The organism is Butyrivibrio sp. AC2005 (genome assembly GCF_000424145.1).
GTDB lineage: Bacteria > Bacillota > Clostridia > Lachnospirales > Lachnospiraceae > Butyrivibrio.
Genome location: NZ_AUJI01000011.1, coordinates 1 through 17,808 on the forward strand (window position 1 = coordinate 1; position 17,808 = coordinate 17,808).

Annotated in this window: 13 protein-coding genes and 1 pseudogene; 12 read left to right on the plus strand and 2 right to left on the minus strand. The window is 42.7% G+C overall.

Going from position 1 to position 17,808, the window contains the following annotated elements:
- Window positions 1-280: pseudogene (locus tag G602_RS24875) on the minus strand (transposase); the annotation flags it as partial.
- 161 nt (window positions 281-441) lie between these two features.
- Here G602_RS24875 and G602_RS0102590 point away from each other — a divergent pair.
- From G602_RS0102590 to fucO, 5 genes are all read left to right on the plus strand, one after another.
- Window positions 442-1,509 (plus strand): NAD(P)-dependent alcohol dehydrogenase, encoded by a 1,068-nt coding sequence (locus G602_RS0102590; RefSeq protein ID WP_026657530.1) that lies wholly within the window; start codon window positions 442-444, stop codon window positions 1,507-1,509.
- An 81-nt stretch (window positions 1,510-1,590) separates the two neighbouring features.
- Window positions 1,591-2,562, plus strand: a complete 972-nt coding sequence (locus tag G602_RS0102595; protein WP_026657531.1) for a GTP-binding protein — start codon at window positions 1,591-1,593, stop codon at window positions 2,560-2,562.
- 104 nt (window positions 2,563-2,666) lie between these two features.
- Entirely contained in the window at window positions 2,667-3,218 is a 552-nt protein-coding gene (locus G602_RS0102600) for a TetR/AcrR family transcriptional regulator C-terminal domain-containing protein (RefSeq protein WP_026657532.1), read from the plus strand.
- Window positions 3,219-3,239: 21 nt separating this feature from the next.
- The gene (gene rsmH / locus G602_RS0102605) at window positions 3,240-4,277 is read left to right on the plus strand and encodes a 16S rRNA (cytosine(1402)-N(4))-methyltransferase RsmH (protein WP_330368988.1); all 1,038 of its coding nucleotides are present in this window, start codon (window positions 3,240-3,242) and stop codon (window positions 4,275-4,277) included.
- A gap of 143 nt (window positions 4,278-4,420) precedes the next feature.
- Entirely contained in the window at window positions 4,421-5,569 is a 1,149-nt protein-coding gene (fucO, locus tag G602_RS0102610; RefSeq protein WP_026657534.1) for a lactaldehyde reductase, read from the plus strand.
- A gap of 126 nt (window positions 5,570-5,695) precedes the next feature.
- Here fucO and G602_RS0102615 read toward each other — a convergent pair whose 3' ends face one another.
- On the minus strand, window positions 5,696-6,757 hold the full coding sequence (locus G602_RS0102615; protein ID WP_026657535.1) for a type IV pilus twitching motility protein PilT: 1,062 nt from the start codon (window positions 6,755-6,757) through the stop codon (window positions 5,696-5,698).
- A gap of 338 nt (window positions 6,758-7,095) precedes the next feature.
- Between G602_RS0102615 and G602_RS24880 the strand changes: the two genes are divergently transcribed.
- From G602_RS24880 to G602_RS0102650, 7 genes are all read left to right on the plus strand, one after another.
- A complete protein-coding gene (locus G602_RS24880) occupies window positions 7,096-8,739 on the plus strand; it encodes a YifB family Mg chelatase-like AAA ATPase (RefSeq protein ID WP_081675809.1) in 1,644 nt (547 codons plus the stop codon).
- Window positions 8,736-9,896, plus strand: coding sequence for a DNA-processing protein DprA (gene dprA / locus G602_RS24885; RefSeq protein ID WP_044930876.1), 1,161 nt, complete (start codon window positions 8,736-8,738; stop codon window positions 9,894-9,896). The genes G602_RS24880 and dprA overlap by 4 nt, the downstream gene beginning before the upstream one ends.
- Window positions 9,897-10,297: 401 nt before the next feature.
- Window positions 10,298-11,686 (plus strand): extracellular solute-binding protein, encoded by a 1,389-nt coding sequence (locus G602_RS0102630; protein WP_026657537.1) that lies wholly within the window; start codon window positions 10,298-10,300, stop codon window positions 11,684-11,686.
- A gap of 122 nt (window positions 11,687-11,808) precedes the next feature.
- A complete protein-coding gene (locus tag G602_RS0102635) occupies window positions 11,809-13,206 on the plus strand; it encodes a carbohydrate ABC transporter permease (protein WP_155829666.1) in 1,398 nt (465 codons plus the stop codon).
- Complete coding sequence (locus tag G602_RS0102640; RefSeq protein WP_026657539.1) at window positions 13,203-14,069, plus strand: sugar ABC transporter permease; 867 nt, start codon at window positions 13,203-13,205, stop codon at window positions 14,067-14,069. The genes G602_RS0102635 and G602_RS0102640 overlap by 4 nt, the downstream gene beginning before the upstream one ends.
- 144 nt (window positions 14,070-14,213) lie before the next feature.
- Complete coding sequence (locus tag G602_RS0102645) at window positions 14,214-15,209, plus strand: LacI family DNA-binding transcriptional regulator (RefSeq protein ID WP_026657540.1); 996 nt, start codon at window positions 14,214-14,216, stop codon at window positions 15,207-15,209.
- A gap of 106 nt (window positions 15,210-15,315) precedes the next feature.
- The gene (locus G602_RS0102650; RefSeq protein ID WP_049945013.1) at window positions 15,316-17,661 is read left to right on the plus strand and encodes a beta-galactosidase; all 2,346 of its coding nucleotides are present in this window, start codon (window positions 15,316-15,318) and stop codon (window positions 17,659-17,661) included.
- Window positions 17,662-17,808: the final 147 nt, after the last annotated feature.

Genomic DNA, 17,808 nt, shown 5'->3' on the forward strand with positions numbered 1-17,808 from the left:
ATTCCTCCGGGATATCGCATTCTGAACGTCTTTTGATTGGTTTAACGGGTTTGCCATAGCGCTGAGTATAGTAGTTGTTAAGGTCCTTCCAGTCCCAGTCCTGATGATAATAGACAATCTTAGGAAGTTCATCCACTTTGAACTTTTGATATTTGGGAGAATGTGAGTCATCGAAAGCCCACTGTTTGAGCGGTATATATCTGCAGATGAAGTTAATAAGCCAGCAATTCTGTTGATAGAGTTGGTGGATGATTTCAAGTAAATAAAGTATAATGTTCATGAGCATTGAGTCCTTTTCGGAGATGTTGATTTGGTCGTTGACATTATACCAAAAAGGGAGGTCAATGCTCTTTTTATTTTGAACTCCCGATAAATCAAGGTTTTAGAACTAAAAATGGGTAGTGAATTTGACACTACCAAAACTAAAAAAGGAGAGAATGTATGAAAGGTTTTGCGATGCTGAAAATTGGCGAAGTGGGCTGGATTGAAAAAGAGCGTCCTGTCTGCGGACCAATGGATGCGATTTGTCGTCCGCTGGCGATTGCTATCTGTACATCAGATGTGCACACGGTTTGGGAAGGTGCTGTGGGTGATCGTCATAACATGATTCTCGGACATGAGGGATGTGCCGAGGTTGTTGAAGTTGGTAGTATGGTAAAGGATTTCAAGCCGGGGGATAAAGTACTTGTTCCTGCCATTACTCCTGATTGGAATTCACTTGAGGCACAGGCCGGATATTCCATGCACTCCGGCGGAATGCTTGCAGGCTGGAAGTTTTCTAATTTCAAGGATGGCCTTGATTCCGAATTTTTCCATGTAAATGATGCCGATGGTAACCTTGCTCACATGCCTGAGGGTATGAGTCTTGAGGATGCGTGCATGCTTTCAGATATGGTTCCTACAGGATTCCATGGAGTGGAGCTTGCAGACATTCAGTTTGGTGATACTGTTCTTGTTATCGGTATCGGACCTGTTGGCCTTATGAGCGTTGCCGGCGCACATATGCGTGGTGCGTCCAGAATAATTGCAGTCGGGACACGTCCTAAGTGCGTGGAGGCAGCTAAATTCTACGGCGCAGATGAGTTCATTAGCTATAAAAACGGTACAATTGAGGATCAGGTTCTTGCAATGACAGATGGTCAGGGAGTTGACAGGGTAATCGTTGCAGGCGGTGGTGTTCAGACCTTCGAGTCAGCGGTTAAATCACTTAAGCCCGGCGGAAAGATTGGTAATGTCAATTACCTCGGAAGCGGTGATTTTGTTACTATTCCCAGAGTTGAGTGGGGTGTTGGAATGGGACACAAGCAGATTGCAGGTGGACTTATGCCGGGTGGAAGACTTCGCATGGAAAAACTGGGAGCTCTTGTTTCTTCAGGCAAGCTTGATGTCAGCAAGCTTTCAACACATGTATTCCACGGCTGGGAACATATTCCGGAAGCACTGCAGCTTATGAAAGACAAGCCGGCTGAACTTATTAAACCGGTTGTAATACTTGATAATCAGCCATAATAAAGTATTTTTTGAAGGGCGGTCTGATATGACCGTCCTTATTTTGAGATATCAGACAAAGTCTATTATGGAGTTTTATTCATGCAAATTCTGATAATATCCGGTTTTCTTGGTGCAGGTAAAACGACCTTCATTAAGGAACTGATAAGAAGGACAGATTATCGTCCGGTGATAATGGAAAATGAATATGGCGCAAACAATCTTGACTCTCTGGAGCTACAAAATGCGACATCAGAGGAGGGTGAGATAAAGATCCTGGAATTTATGGAAGGCTGTGTGTGTTGTACAATGAAGGACAGCTTTGTGAATTCGGTTATGGCAATTTTTTCATCTCTGTCTCCGGAGTACCTCATTATTGAACCTACAGGGGTAGGAAGGCTTAGCAGTATAACAGAAAACCTGCAGCCGATACTTGGAAAAGTAAATTTCTTACTTCCGCCGATTGTAGTACTTTCACCATCCTCCTATTATCAGAATATGAGAGAGTGGCCTGAGCTCTATACTGACCAGATTGCCAATGCCAAAAGAGTGGTGTTTTCTAAATGTGAGAATGCCGCGGCAGAGGAAATTCAGAAGGTAACTGAGGAAATATTAAAGATAAATCCTGATGCAGAGGTAACCGGCGAACATTATACGAAAATGGATGCTGTGTGGTGGGAAAGCCTTATGTTGCCGGAAAAAAGTAACATTGTTAATAGAAAAGAAATGTATTTTGCGGAAAACGGTGAAAAGAGGAAAAACCGTTTTTTCGAAGCTGCTAAAGGAAGTACGGAATCCTTTTCTCAGGTTAGTATACAAAAGGCCGGTTTGTATAACCCATCTGAGCTTGTCCAGTTTCTGGAGGACTGCCTGAGGGGAGAATTTGGTCTTGTGGCCAGGGCAAAGGGAACCCTCTGGGTAGGGAGTGAGCTTTTGAGATTTGACATGGCAGACAAAATGTATGCTGTTTCTGCTTCTCCTGACGATGAGTCCCAATGCGTTTTTATTGGAAAAAAACTTGATGAGAAAAAGCTTAAGCACCGTTTAGGCGGCGGGCACAGGGGGATTCGTTAAGTTAATCGCCAGCTTAACAGGTGTTTGATGATATAATTATGAATGTCACAAATGGTTTTTGTGACGGATGGCGAGATATATGAAAGGTAAAATTATTTGATTCAATGAGCAACGACAGTAAATACAGGCTTGCAGAGGCAATCAAGGAGTGCATGAAAACAACCTCTGTTGAAAACATAACAGTGAAGCAGATAGTTGATGTATGCGGTGTTTCAAGGCAGACCTTTTACCGGAATTTTATAGATAAATACGACCTTATCAACTGGTATTTCGACAGACTGCTTGAGCAGTCCTTTAAGGAAATGGGAAGTAAGGAAAACCTGAGGGAAGGCCTTATAAAGAAATTCAAATATATTAAGGCAGAGCGTGTGTTTTTCTCTGCAGCTTTTCGCTTTGATGAGCAGAATAATTTAAAGGAGCATGACTTCATAATGATCTATGAGTTTTACTGCAGACTCATACGTGAAAAGACAGGTAAGCTTCCTGATAAAAAGACAAGAAAGCTTCTTGAGATGTATTGTCAGGCTTCGATTTACATGACAGTTCAATGGGTTCTTAAGGGGATGAAGGAGTCCGAATCAGAGTTGGCAGATTTGATGATAGATGCAATGCCGGGGCACCTTAGTGTTTTGTTTTCGGGTCTTGGAATTGTATAGAAAATAGCGAGGATAAACATATTGGAACAACATAAGAGAAGAGTTCATTACTCGGGAAAATATCCAAAGAAATTCGAGGAAAAATATAAGGAACAGAATCCTGAAAAATATGCGGATACTGTGGCACACGTTATTTCAAAGGGCTCTACACCTGCCGGGATGCATATATCCATCATGGTAAAGGAAATCCTGGATGTTCTGAAAATTCAGCCAGGAGAGCAGGGACTGGACTGTACTCTTGGGTATGGCGGACATACAAGGAAAATGCTTGAGGAGCTTAAGGGTGAAGGCTGCGTTTACGGTCTTGATGTTGACCCCATAGAATCCAAAAAGACGGTGGAGAGACTTAGAAACACCGGCTTTGATGAAAATATGTTTAAATTCAGGCTGATCAATTTTGCCAATATAGATAAAGTCTGCGAGGAAGCCGGAAAGTTTGATTTTGTGCTGGCTGATCTGGGCGTTTCCTCTATGCAGATTGATGATCCTAAGAGAGGTTTTTCATATAAAATCGATGGACCACTGGATCTTAGACTTGACCCCGAGCATGGGCAGTCTGCGGCTGAGAGACTTCACGATATTACTTTGGATGAATTCAAGGGTATGCTCATAGAGAATTCAGATGAACCTTATGCGGATGAGATTGCAAACAAGGTTTTTAATCTTATGAAAAAAGGTGATCCCATGGACACCACAACCGCGCTTAGAAATGCGGTAGAATCAGCGCTCTGGAAGGTTCCGAAGGAAGAGAAGGCTGATGCTGTGAAAAAAAGCTGTGCCAGAACTTTTCAGGCTCTGAGAATAGATGTTAACAGTGAATTCGAAGTTCTGTATGCCTTCCTTGAAAAGCTTCCGGGTATACTGAATCCGGGCGGACGAGTTGCGGTATTAACTTTTCATTCGGGAGAAGACAGACTTGTGAAGCAGTCTTTTAAGGCTCTCCATAAGGAAGGGGTATACAGTGAGATTTCAAGGGATGTCACAAGACCGACACCGGAGGAACAACGACTTAATCCCAGGAGCAAATCAACCAAGCTCAGGTGGGCAGTGAAGTCATAATTTTTGCCTGTTATCCTGAAAATGTCAATGGTACAAAACAGTTAAAGTGTAACTTATAAAAACCTCCCTAAAATGCTAAGCTTTTATGTGGTAGATAAATCCCGTGTAACATGGGAAAACTTAGTATTTTGGGAGGTCATATAATGGCAAACAGAATTTCTTTAAACGGCACATCCTATCATGGAGCAGGTGCTATCGCAGAAGTAGTAAATGAGATTAACAACAATGGATTCAAGAAGGCATTCGTTGCTTCTGATCCTGATCTTATCAAATTCGGCGTAACTACAAAGGTTACCGACCTTCTCGACGGAGCAAAGATTCCTTACGAGATATATTCAGATATCAAACCCAATCCTACAATCGAAAATGTAAAGAACGGTGTCGAGGCCTTCAAGAAGTCAGGCGCTGATTGCATCGTAGCAGTTGGTGGCGGTTCTTCCATGGATACCTCCAAGGCTATCGGTATCATCATTACAAACCCTGAGTTTGCTGATGTTCGTTCACTTGAGGGCGTTGCACCTACAAAGAACCCCTGTGTTCCGATCATTGCAATTCCTACAACAGCAGGAACAGCAGCAGAGGTTACAATCAACTACGTTATCACAGATGTAGAAAAAGAGAGAAAGTTTGTATGTGTAGATACACACGATATGCCTATCGTGGCTATCGTTGATCCTGAAATGATGTCCTCAATGCCTAAGGGCCTTACAGCTGCTACAGGTATGGATGCCCTTACACATGCAATCGAGGGTTATACAACAAGAGCAGCCTGGGAGATGACAGATATGTTCCATCTCGAGGCTATAAGACTTATTTCCAAGAATCTTCGCGGTGCTGTAGAAAATACTAAGGAAGGCCGTGAGGGAATGGCTCTTGGTCAGTACATTGCAGGAATGGGCTTCTCAAATGTAGGTCTTGGTATTGATCATGCTATGGCTCATACACTTTCAGCTCACTATGACACACCTCATGGCGTAGCTTGCGCTATGTTCCTTCCCATCTCCATGGAGTTCAACCGTGAGTACACAGGTGAGAGACTTCGCGAGGTTGCAAGAGCAATGGGTGTTGAAGGTGTAGACAATATGTCTCAGGAAGAGTACAGAGACGCTGCTATTAACGCAGTTAAGAAGCTTTCAGAGGATGTTGGAATTCCGAAGACACTTGATAAGATCAAGGAAGAAGACCTTGATACACTTGCAACAGATGCACTTAACGATGCTTGCTATCCCGGAAATCCGAGAGAAGCAACCAAGGAGCAGGTTATCGAGATGTTCCGTATGCTGATGGCGTAAAAGTAGGGCAAATAAAATATCTTAAGCAAGGTATTTAGAAATATTGATGTAAAGATAGAAACGCCTTCCCCTTGGGGGGAAGGTGTCACCGAAGGTGACGGATGAGGGGAGACTCATCCGTCATTTTTATCTCAAAATTTTAGTCTGCATAATATCCGGATCCTGTGCATACTGAACAGCCTTTTCTCTGGAAATCTTACCTGCTCTGCACAGATCGATGATGGCCTCGTCCATGGTAACCATACCGAGTTTTCTGTTGGTCTGCATGATCGTTATGAGCTGGTGCGTTTTTCCTTCACGAATCATGTTTCGGACAGCAGAGTTAACATGCATTACTTCAAAAGCTGCGACTCTTGCCTCTCCATCTGCTGTAGGGATCAGCTGCTGAGAGATTACAGCCTCCAGAACGTTTGCCAGCTGAATTCTGATCTGCTGCTGCTGATGAGGCGGGAAAACATCAATTATTCTGTCGACAGTACTTGCGGCACCTATTGTATGCAGCGTTGATAAAACCAGGTGTCCTGTTTCTGCTGCGGTTATTGCTGTGCTTATGGTTTCCAGATCGCGCATCTCACCGACAAGAATAACATCCGGATCCTCACGAAGAGCTGCCCTTAAAGCGTTCGCATAGTTGTCACTGTCAAGGCCGACCTCGCGCTGGTTAACGATTGATTTATTGTGCTGATACAAAAACTCGATAGGATCCTCAAGAGTTATAATATGCGCCTCTCTATTGTTGTTTATCATATCGATTATAGACGCAAGAGTAGTGGATTTTCCTGAACCTGTGGGACCGGTAACAAGGACAAGACCACGCTGTCTCTGGTACAGATTAACTACAGAGGGCGGAATTCCAAGTGTTTCGGCATCCGGTATTTCTGTTTCAACAAGGCGGATTGCCATTGCTATGGAACCTCTTTGTTTAAATACATTTAATCTGAAACGCCCCAAACCCATGACGGAAAAGGACATGTCATGCTGCCCGTTAGCCTCAAGAAGTTCCTTTTGTTTAACACCCATGATGGTATCGGCGATTTCTCTGGTGTCGTTGGGCATCATTCTGTTGTAGCCTTCGAGAGCTATTAGCTTTCCGTTTACGCGCATCTTGGGTGGAATACCTACTGTGATGTGTACATCAGATGCTCCCTGTTCTTTTGCGGTTCTGAGAATATCATCTATTCTTGACATCTAATATCTCCTGTTTTATGAAAAGTAATTATATTTCAACGATATTTTTTATTTTCCAAAGGTCATATTTGCATAATGACCTACCTTTATCTTGTCGAAATAGAGAATAAAAATCAACGAACATAGAATGAAATAATAGTAAAATTTAGATAAAAAATTTTCTTGCAAAAAAATCACAATCCGATATAATAAAATTTGCGCTTAAGGCGCTTATTTATTTCGCACGGAGTATCTCCGTTTTTTTTCCTGTTTATTTTGCAATTGACTGCCTTTTTACAGCATGTTCCTTTGCTGCGCTATTTTTTTGTGCGCAGAGCTGCGAAAGGAGTAATAAAAATATGTTTAGTACTGTTGTTTCAGGTGCGGTGAAAGGTATTATGCCGTATCTGATGCAGGTAGAGGTCGATACCTCAGATGGTCTTCCTATGTTCAATATGGTGGGCTTTATTAGCGGTGATGTGAGAGAGGCCGCAGAGAGGGTGAGAGTGGCTCTGAAAAATGCGGGATATCCGCTTCCGCCCATGAGAATAACGGTTAATCTGTCCCCTGCGGATATCAGAAAGTCGGGGATTGCTGTTGATCTTCCGGTTGCTATTGGGATACTTACGGCCGTTGGGGAGATAGATTCTGAGAATCTGAAGGATACGCTCGTCATAGGGGAACTGGGGCTAGACGGTGAAGTCAAGGCTGTAAGCGGTGTATTACCTATGGTTTCACATGCCTTTAAGTGCGGATTTAAGACCTGCATTCTTCCTGCGGATAATGCAAGGGAAGGTGCTGTTGTACAGGAAATGAAAATTGTAGGAGTGGAGTCCCTATCTGAAGCCGTAGCCTATTTGAAGACGGATGCGGATGAGAGGGATGAAATCATTCCCCCTACTGTGGTCGATGTTGATGAGCTTTTCAGAGAGGCCGGAAGCTATGAGGATTATCTGAAGGGCATCGACTTTTCAGAGATAAATGGTCAGGCTGCGGTAAAAAGAGCGGTGGAAATTGCGGCAGCAGGCTACCATCATATCCTTCTTATCGGACCTCCGGGATCGGGAAAAAGTATGGTTGCCAAAAGAATTCCGTCGATTATGCCGCCATTATCAAGAGAAGAGGCGCTTGAAGTCTCATCAATTTACAGTGTTGCGGGGATGCTGAAAAAAGGAGAAACGCTTATAACAAGAAGACCTTTCATGAGTCCGCATCATTCTATTACGGAAGCTGCCCTTGCAGGAGGTGGGACTATACCGCATCCCGGAGTGATTTCCCTATCTCACAGGGGAGTTATGTTTCTTGACGAAATGGCGGAATTCAAACGAAATACCTTGAATCTTTTGAGACAGCCTCTTGAGGACAGGGAAGTGCATATTGCAAGGAGTGGCGGGAATTTTTCATATCCGGCGGACTTGTTACTGGTAGGAGCGATGAACCCCTGTCCTTGCGGTTATTATCCGGACCTGAATAAATGTAAATGCTCGGAAGGTGAGATCACAAAGTATCTGGGGAGAATATCGGGGCCTATTCTGGATCGGATTGATATATGCATAGAGGCTGCAAAAATAGATGTGAGCGAGCTGAGTCACGGTACGCAGTGCAATGAGTCCAGCGCGGATATCAGAAAGCGGGTAACTGCAGCTGTTAAGGTGCAGCAGAGACGCTTTGAAAAGGAGGGAATCAGATTCAATTCCGAGATGAATCCGTCTCAGATTCAGAAATATTGCAAGCTTGGAATCCAGGAACAGAGGTTGATGGAGAGAATTTTTACCACAATGGATTTGTCAGCACGGGCGTATCATAAAGTGCTGCGGGTGGCGAGAACCATAGCTGATCTTGAGAATTCTGAGAGAATAGAGGCGTCTCACCTGACAGAGGCTGCCTGCTACAGGATGATGGATACGAAATATTTCAGTAAGTCGGGGCTTAGCGCGGAGCAGAGCATTGCAGGCAAAACTTCTGTGAATCTGAGGAAACCGGCAGAAGGAGGCACGCTATGAATTCAGAACATGCTTATGCTTATATGCTTCACAGTATTCCGTCTTTTGGCAATAAAACACTTATCAGGCTTCTGGAGGAGTTTGGGAGCTGCAGTGGGATATATAGCGCAGATAGTGGGAGACTTGAGAAGCTTATCACGACAAAGCAGCTTAAAAATCTGGAAGCCTTTAAGAATAGATGGGATGTGACTGCTGAGTTTGAATATCTTTACAAGAGAGGAATAGATTTTTACCCCTGTTTTGCAGACGAATATCCGAGGAGGCTAAAGGATATCCCGGATCCGCCCTTTGCCCTGTATTGTCTGGGAAAGCTTCCTGATGAAAACCGTCCGACTGTCTCCATAATAGGAGCAAGAAACAGCTCTGAATACGGAAAATATGCTGCGAAGTTGTTTGGGGAAAAGCTTGCTATGGCAGGAGTACAGATAATAAGCGGTATGGCAAGAGGGGTAGATGGAATATCACAGCAATCAGCTATTTACGCAGGCGGAGATTCTTATGGAGTGTTGGGAAGCGGAGTGGATGTCTGCTATCCGGATGAGAACAGAGGCTTGTATGAAGCGCTCATAACAAACGGCGGTGTTATTTCGGAGTATATCCCCGGAACGCAGCCTAAGCCACAGTTTTTTCCGCCTCGCAATCGTATAATCAGCGGTCTGTCAGATGTGGTGCTTGTGATTGAGGCAAGGGAGAAGAGTGGAACCCTGATAACAGTAGACATGGCTCTTGAGCAGGGACGTGAAGTATTCGCAGTTCCGGGAAGAATCTGTGATTCCTTAAGTTATGGCTGTAACTCACTTATAAGGCAGGGCGCGGGAATAGCCTCGTGCCCTGAGGACATAGTTGAATACTTGCGCAGAAACATATGCAGCGAAGCTGTAAGAATAAATAACACTGCCATAAGCGGTGATGTAGAAGAAGGAGAGAATATGAAAAGAAACAATGCAGATGATGATCTGTCTTTTATAAAAAACAACACTCAAAAATGCATCTATGGGGAACTTGATTTTTATCCACAGACATCAGCAGTTATCTTTGAAAAGATAATAGCAAAGGGCATGGAAATGACAGTGTCGGAGGTTATGAATGCTTTGGTAGAGCTGTGTCTTCTTGGTGTGGCGTCGCAGAATGGGATGGGATTTTATAAGCGAGGGTAGGTTAATGGTTAACGGTAAGGTTATATGTTTAACCAATCAGTAAATATCAGCATTTATGCAGATATCACTTTTAATTTAATGCAAATTATAGGTTAACAAAGGATACTTGCAGGGGTAATTGTCAGACAATAAAAAAAGAGAAAACGGAAACGATTCCAATACAGTTAAATACTAATGAACAAACGGTTGCGCATGCATTTAAGGAAAACGTTTGCTACCGGTAACAAATTTGTGTAATCTGTATAAGGAAAACGTTTTACGTTTGTGTATGTTTAACGATTGACGCCAAATTAAAGGGGAATTAAAATAGCTTTCAGAACAACCGATTGCGCATTTTAATAAAAAGTTGCGCTAAAAACAAACCTTTTCTTGCGAAGGTATTTTAAAACGGAGGAAAAAAAATGAAAAAGAAATTGGTATCAGTTTTGATGGCTACAGCAGTGACAACATCACTTCTTGCAGGCTGTGGCGGCGGAGCAGCACAGCAGGCAGCAGATACAGCTGAGTCCACAGCTGAGGAAGCTAAGGATGCTGTAGAAGACACAGCAGAGGCTGTCGAGGACGCAGCTGAGGATACAGCAGAGGCTACGGAGGATGCAGTTGAAGATGCAACTGAAGATGTAGCAGCTGACGATACAGATTATGGCACAGGCGAGATCAAGATCTGGGTTGCTGATAACGTAGTTGATTTTACAAAGGAGCAGTTTGATAAGTTCATCGAGGCTAATCCTCAGTTCGCAGGTTATACAGCAACTGTTGAGGCTACAGGTGAAGGCGATGCAGCCGGTAATATGATAACAGACGTTCAGGCTGGTGCTGATATTTATGGTTTTGCTCAGGATCAGATCGCAAGACTTGTTTCTGCAGGTGCTCTTGAAGAAGTTGAGGAGTCTAATGCAGAGGATATCAGGAAGACTAACGATGCAGGTGCTGTTACAGCAGCAACAGTAGGTGACACACTTTATGCTTATCCTCTTACAGCTGATAACGGATATTTCCTTTACTATGATAAGAGCGTTGTAACAGACCCTTCTACACTTGAGGGTATCTCAGAGCAGTGCGACGCAGCAGGTAAGAACTTCTATTTTGAAGTTAATAATGGCTGGTATCAGACAGCATTCTTCTTCGGAACAGGTGCTGAGCTTACATATGACACAGACAATGATGGTAACTTCACAAAGTGCAATACTTCATACGCTAGTCCTGAAGGTGAGGTAGCTCTTAGAGAGATCATCGAACTTGCTAACACAAAGTCATTCCAGAACGGTTCATCAGTTTCTGCTGCAACCGATTGCGCAGCTATCGTTGATGGTACATGGGATGCTGATGCAGCTAAGGAGATGTTTGGCGACAACTACGCTTGCGCTAAGCTTCCTACATTCACAGGTTCAGACGGAAAGTCATATCAGCTTTCAGGCTTTGGCGGATATAAGCTTCTCGGTGTAAAGCCTCAGGAAGATGAGAACAAGCTTGCTGTATGTGATGCACTTGCGGCTTACCTTTCAAGCGAAGAAGTTCAGCTTGCAAGATTCAATGCAGTAGGTTGGGGCCCTGCAAACCTTAACGCACAGAACTCTGACGAAGTTAAGGCTGATGAAGCTCTTTCAGCTCTTGGCGAGCAGCTCAAGTTTGCAATTCCTCAGGGACAGTATCCCGGAGACTACTGGAGTCTTGCTACATCACTTGGTGACTCTGTAATATCAGGTGAGATTAAGGCTGATGCTTCTGATGATGATATCAAGAAGGCTCTTGATGACTTCCAGGCAACATGTGAGTCTTACGTACAGTAATTTTGACAGGATGATCTAAAACGAAGAAATAAAGATAATACAGGGCTCGGGAACTGTTTCATCCCGGGCCCTTTTCAAAAGAAGTTATATCTATGCGCCATAGTAAAGAAGGGAGGCCAGAAATGGCACACGGCTCAAAAATAAAGAAAAAACAAAATTTGGCCACGGTCTTAAGTGCTCTTGGAAATGATCTTAAGAAAATCGGGCTTACATTTAAAGAAGGCGATATTAAGACCAAGCTTTCATTCATTATCTTTGGATTAGGCCCGCTACTTAGAGGGCAGATTCTTATAGGTCTGACATTTATGGTTCTGGAGGCTCTTTTCTTCTGGTACATGACAGGCTTTGGATGGATGTATCTGTCCAAGATAACGACATTGGGAACAGTAGCTACTCACAAGGTTAAGAGAAAGACAGTATATGGAGATAACAGTTTCCTGATTCTCTTATTTGGAGTACTTTCTGTATTTGCTATAATTTTACTGATTTTAATATGGAGACTGAATGTCGAAGAGAACCGCAAGGAGGAACTTGCTCTTAAGGCAGGCAAAAAGCTTCCTACGAATGCTGAGGCATTTGGTTCACTGTTTGATAAACACTTTGATAAAACCTTACTATTTCTTCCTGTAACGGGAATATTCCTTTTTACATTACTTCCTATCGTATTCATGATTTTTATAGCCTTCACGAATTACGATTACAACCATCAGGCTCCCGCGAACCTGTTTACATGGGTAGGTCTTGCTAACTTTAAAGAACTGGTTTCATTCGGAAGTGAGGGACTTGGTCCCACATTCTTTAAGGTTCTGGCCTGGACACTTGTGTGGGCGTTTCTGGCAACATTCATAGACTATTTCCTCGGACTTGCAGTAGCAATTCTTATTAATAAAAAGGGAATTAAATTTAAAAAGCTCTGGAGAACAATTCTTGTTATGACAATTGCTGTTCCTCAGTTTGTATCACTGCTTTACGTTATGAAAATGTTTGCAAATGACGGTATCATAAACGGATTTTTAAAACGGGCAGGCCTTATTCAAAATGCAATTCCGTTTTGGTCAAATCCTATGCTTGCGAGAATTACGATCATTGTAGTCAACATCTGGATAGGTATTCCTTACATGATGCTTATTGCAACAGGTCTTTTAATGAATATACCGGAAGATTTATATGAAAGTGCCAGAATTGACGGTGCAAGCCCGTGGCAGATGTTTAAGAGTATAACTCTTCCTTATATGCTGTTTGTAACAGGTCCGTTCCTGCTTACACAGTTTACAGGTAACCTTAATAACTTCGGTGTGATTTATCTTCTCTCAGGTGGTGGCCCCGGAACCATGAGCTATGCAGGAAATGCCGGAACGACAGACCTTCTTGTTACATGGCTTTACAAGATGACAGTAACAGACAGTAACTACAAGATGGCTGCGGTTATCGGTATCATGGTATTTATTGTAACGGCGACATTTGCTCTCGGAGTATATGGACTACTTCCGTCAGTAAAGGATGAGGAGGGCTTCCAATGATTAAAACCGGTTATAAAACAAAAAGAACGATAGGAAATATCGTCTCATATATTTTCCTTGTTTTGATTAGCATAATCTGGCTCTTTCCGTTTGTGGGAATCGTGCTGCAGAGTTTCAGATCCTATGCGACAGAATCAGGCGGAATGGAGAGCTACGTGATTCCGCACCAGTTTTCACTTGATAACTATAAATTTCTGTTTTCGGGCGAGACCAATTATTTAAGATGGTATTCAAATACTGTTATTATTGCGTTTTTTGTAGCAGTACTGCAGACAATAGTGGTTCTCTGCGTCAGCTATGCGCTTTCAAGAATGAGATTTAAGGGAAGAACACTTCTTATGAAGTCCTGGCTCGTGCTTGGATTGTTCCCCGGATTCCTTACAATGATCTGTCTGTACTTTTTGCTTAAGATGTTCGGACTTACACAGGCAGGTGCTATACCCGGACTCATTTTGGTTTCGGTAGCAAGCTCAGGTATGGGATATTATGTATGCAAAGGTTATTTTGATACTATTCCTAAGGCTCTTGATGAAGCTGCAAGAATTGATGGTGCCAGCAGATCAAGAATATTCTTTACAATGACTATTCCCATGAGTAAGCCAATTATTATTTATACAGCTCTGGTTGCATTCATGGCGCCCTGGAATGATTACATTTTTGCTTCTTATGTAGCGTTTGGTCACGACAAGAGCTATAACGTAGCGGTTGCTATGTTCAGATGGGTTAAGACTAATGATTATCAGGGATACTTTACAAGATTCTGCGCGGGCGGCGTACTTATAGCAATTCCTGTAGTATTACTGTTTATGTTCCTTCAGAAATACTATGTTGAGGGCGTTACCGGCGGCGCTGTGAAAGGTTGAGCAGAGCACTTAGCGAGGTATTACACGAGCTTAGTGCGAGCCATGGGTGAACACTTGGCGAGGTTCTGTCGAGCCTAGTGAGAATCCCAGAGAAGACTTACAGCAGAACTTCCTTGTGAAAAAAGAAAAGTGAAGGATAACTATATGGGGACACAAATCACTATCGAGGATGTGGCAGATGCTCTTGGGGTATCCAAGACAACCGTATCCCGAGCTATTTCCGGGAAAGGGAGAATTGGTGAAAAGACAAGATTACGCGTCCTTGAGTACATTGAACAGAATAATTATAAGCCGAATGTGGTTGCAAAGGGACTTGCTCAGCGGAGAACCTTTAATATTGCAGTAGTATGGCAGGGGGATTATTCACTTGTAGATCTTCCGTTTTTTCAGCGATGTCTTGTTGGAATGAGCGAGGTCACAAGTGGTTACAGCTACGACATAATAATATCTATGGTTACCGGGGATGAGATTTCTAATCTTAAGAGAATTATTGATAACCATAAGGTAGATGGAGTGATACTCACAAGAACTCTGATTGATGATAAAACTGCTGAGTACCTGCTAAGAAGCGGAATACCATTTGTTGCAATAGGCTCTTCAAGTGATGAAAAGATTATCACTGTTGATAATGACCACTTTGATGCGTGCAGGGAGCTTACTTCTATTTTAATAGGAAAAGGTCATACAAAGCTTGCTCTGGTAGGAGGCTCACAAAACCACATGATCACCCGAACAAGGTATGAAGGGTTTCTAAAAGCCTTTGAGCAGGCAGGGAAAAAACTGGATGAATCTCTTATTTTCCTGAATCAGGGTAATGAGCAGAGACTTACTGAAATCGTAAAACACCTTGCGGAAAAGAAAATAGATGGTGTTGTTTGCATGGATGATCAGCTGGCAGGCTATGTTATGAGTATCTGCAGAGCTGCCGGAATAAGGATACCGGAAGACTTGAGACTTGCATCCTTTTACAACAGCAATATACTTGAGAATGCTGTTATTCCCGTAACATCGCTTAATTTTGATGACAGGAAGCTTGGTGCTGTTGCCACAAGAATGCTTATGCGGCTCATAGATGGAGAGGCAGTAGAAAGTCAAAAACTTAAGAATTATGAAGTTATAATGAAGGAGAGCACCAAATAGGTGCTCCCTTTTCTATATGACCAAAAAATTGTAAAATACCTTTATCTTTTATGGTACCGGTGAACCTGCCGAATGAGGGATATATACGATTCTAAGGAGAGAGAATATGATACAAAGTATGAACAGACTATCCTATACACCAATGTCACTAACTGTTGATGATAAGCCTTTTTATCCTGTGATGGGTGAGATGCATTTCTCCCGTTACAGAAACAGATATTGGGAAGAAGAGCTATGCAAGATGAAAAGTGGCGGAGTGGATATTGTATCACTCTATACCATTTGGATTCATCATGAAGAGATTCGTGGTGAGTTTGATTTTAGTGGAGATAAGAACCTGAGAAAATTCCTTCAGATTGTGAAGAGAGTGGGATTAAACTGCATCCTTAGAATTGGCCCCTGGGCACACGGAGAAGTAAGAAACGGCGGTTTTCCGGACTGGTTGTTGGAAGATGCGAAGGATAAGGGCTACGAAGTAAGGAGTAATGCCCCTGAATATCTTGCTCATGCACGAAATTTTTATGAACACATATATGAGCAGGCTAAGGGATTGTTCTTGAAGGATGGCGGACCTGTAATCGGTGTGCAGATTGAAAATGAATACGGACATTGCGGCGGATTTGGCGGCGAAGAGGGTGAGGCTCATATGCGGACTCTTCGTGATATGGCCATAGAGATCGGTTTTGATGTTCCGATTTATACTGCAACCGGATGGGGAGGCGCTGTTACCGGCGGGATGCTCCCTGTTATGGGTGGTTACTGCGAAGCTCCGTGGGATCCAAGAACAACAGAGCTTGAGCCCAGTGGGAATTATATTTTTACTGCTGAAAGAAATGATCACAATATTGGATCGGATCATGGGCTGGGTGCCGGCATCACTTTTGATATGAAAAAATTCCCATATCTTACTGCTGAATTGGGTGGAGGATTGCAGGTGACTCACCATAGAAGATGCATTGCTACCGGCAGGGATACAGAAGCTATGAGCATGGTAAAACTTGGAAGTGGCGCTAATCTTCTCGGATATTATATGTATCACGGTGGAACTAATCCAGAGGGAAAGCTATCAACTCTTCAGGAAAGCACAGCGACCGGATATCCCAATGACCTGCCTGTTTTATCTTATGATTTTAATGCGCCTCTTAAAGAGTATGGGCAGATGTCTGATACCTACAGAAAAATCAGAAGAATCTCCATGTTTACTAAGGACTTTGGTGAAGCGCTCTGTGAGATGCCATTTATAAATCAGCCCAATAATCCGGATAAACCGGAAAATTTAACTGATCCTAGGACCGCTGTTCGCGCTGTGAAAAAAGAGGTTAACGGGCAGGAGCGGATGTCAGGTTATCTTTTCGTAAATAATTATCAAAGAAGATACGAAATGGCTGACCATGATGATGCCATTCTTAAGGCTTATGACGCTGAAGGCAACGTGATCACAGAATTTGAAGAGAGGAATATTAAAAACGGGGATACCTTTTTCTACCCTTTTAATATGCCAATAGGTGAGGATGCAGTGTTGATTAGAGCTAACATGATTCCACTCTGTATTCTTCATGATGAAAAGAAGCGAGAATGTGCCTATGTTTTCTATGCAGATGAGAGAGATTCCGCAGCCGCTGAAATAGAAGGTGACCTTGGTGGCATTAAAATAGTTACACTTAGCAGCTATGAAGCTGAACATGCTGTGAAAATAACTGATGACCGCGGTGCTGAGCATCTTATTATCTGCGAGTTTGATGTTGTGGACAGGATTGTCGGTACAAACAGGAGACGTTCGGGAGTTCTGGAAAATGGTAACCCGAATGGTTATGAGATATATGCAGAGATTCCGTCAGACGGAATGGAACATACTGTTTCTTTCAGAGTATGGCCTGATCTTGATGAGACTCCTTCGGGATTTATACATGACGATGCTGAGAATGTAAGCGATACCTATATGGTAGACAGCATGGATTTTGCGGATTACAGATATGCTGACAGCCTGATTAGCCCTGTACGCGCAGAGCTTGGAAAGATTGAGAATAACAGCGCAAATTGCCCATCTGCCCTGAGTGAAGATAGCCTTTCTTTAGAGAAATATTCAATTAATGTAACAGGCATAGATGAGAACATCGACGAAGTGTATCTTCACATAAAGTATGCAGGTGACAGAGCAGAGCTCTATGCTGTCAGTGATGTGGATGGTTTCCATGAGGGACAGCTTATAGCAGACAGCTTCTATACCGGACAGGCTTGGGAAATAGGGCTAAAGCGATTTATCGGCTCCGAAGGAAATACTGAACTGGAAGAGGATTTCGAAGCTATGGCAGTTATCTATCCTCTTTATGAAAATCAAAAGGTTTATATTCAGGAATGGCCGGAACTAAGCGAAATAGTTGATGGCAAAAAAGTTGCCTGCAGAGCTGAAAGTATTGAATCAGTAGCACAATATAAAATTCGAATTTGGTAAAAACATTTTAATTCATTGTTATAGTGCAAGACTATTATTAAACTTTTTGCTATAGGGTAAAGATATTTTATTATCTTTTATTATAGTGGAATGAAAATTTTTAATCTTTTGTCATACGGTGAAGACATATTTTTATTCTATTGAGAG

Excerpts from the sequence above, each read along its gene's own strand:
- G602_RS0102590 (WP_026657530.1), top strand. The coding sequence starts at position 442 with ATGAAAGGTTTTGCGATGCTGAAAATTGGCGAAGTGGGCTGGATTGAA.
- G602_RS0102595 (WP_026657531.1), top strand. The coding sequence starts at position 1,591 with ATGCAAATTCTGATAATATCCGGTTTTCTTGGTGCAGGTAAAACGACC.
- G602_RS0102600 (WP_026657532.1), top strand. The coding sequence starts at position 2,667 with ATGAGCAACGACAGTAAATACAGGCTTGCAGAGGCAATCAAGGAGTGC.
- fucO (WP_026657534.1), top strand. The coding sequence starts at position 4,421 with ATGGCAAACAGAATTTCTTTAAACGGCACATCCTATCATGGAGCAGGT.
- G602_RS0102615 (WP_026657535.1), bottom strand. The coding sequence starts at position 6,757 with ATGTCAAGAATAGATGATATTCTCAGAACCGCAAAAGAACAGGGAGCA.
- G602_RS24880 (WP_081675809.1), top strand. The coding sequence starts at position 7,096 with ATGTTTAGTACTGTTGTTTCAGGTGCGGTGAAAGGTATTATGCCGTAT.
- dprA (WP_044930876.1), top strand. The coding sequence starts at position 8,736 with ATGAATTCAGAACATGCTTATGCTTATATGCTTCACAGTATTCCGTCT.
- G602_RS0102630 (WP_026657537.1), top strand. The coding sequence starts at position 10,298 with ATGAAAAAGAAATTGGTATCAGTTTTGATGGCTACAGCAGTGACAACA.
- G602_RS0102635 (WP_155829666.1), top strand. The coding sequence starts at position 11,809 with ATGGCACACGGCTCAAAAATAAAGAAAAAACAAAATTTGGCCACGGTC.
- G602_RS0102640 (WP_026657539.1), top strand. The coding sequence starts at position 13,203 with ATGATTAAAACCGGTTATAAAACAAAAAGAACGATAGGAAATATCGTC.
- G602_RS0102645 (WP_026657540.1), top strand. The coding sequence starts at position 14,214 with ATGGGGACACAAATCACTATCGAGGATGTGGCAGATGCTCTTGGGGTA.
- G602_RS0102650 (WP_049945013.1), top strand. The coding sequence starts at position 15,316 with ATGATACAAAGTATGAACAGACTATCCTATACACCAATGTCACTAACT.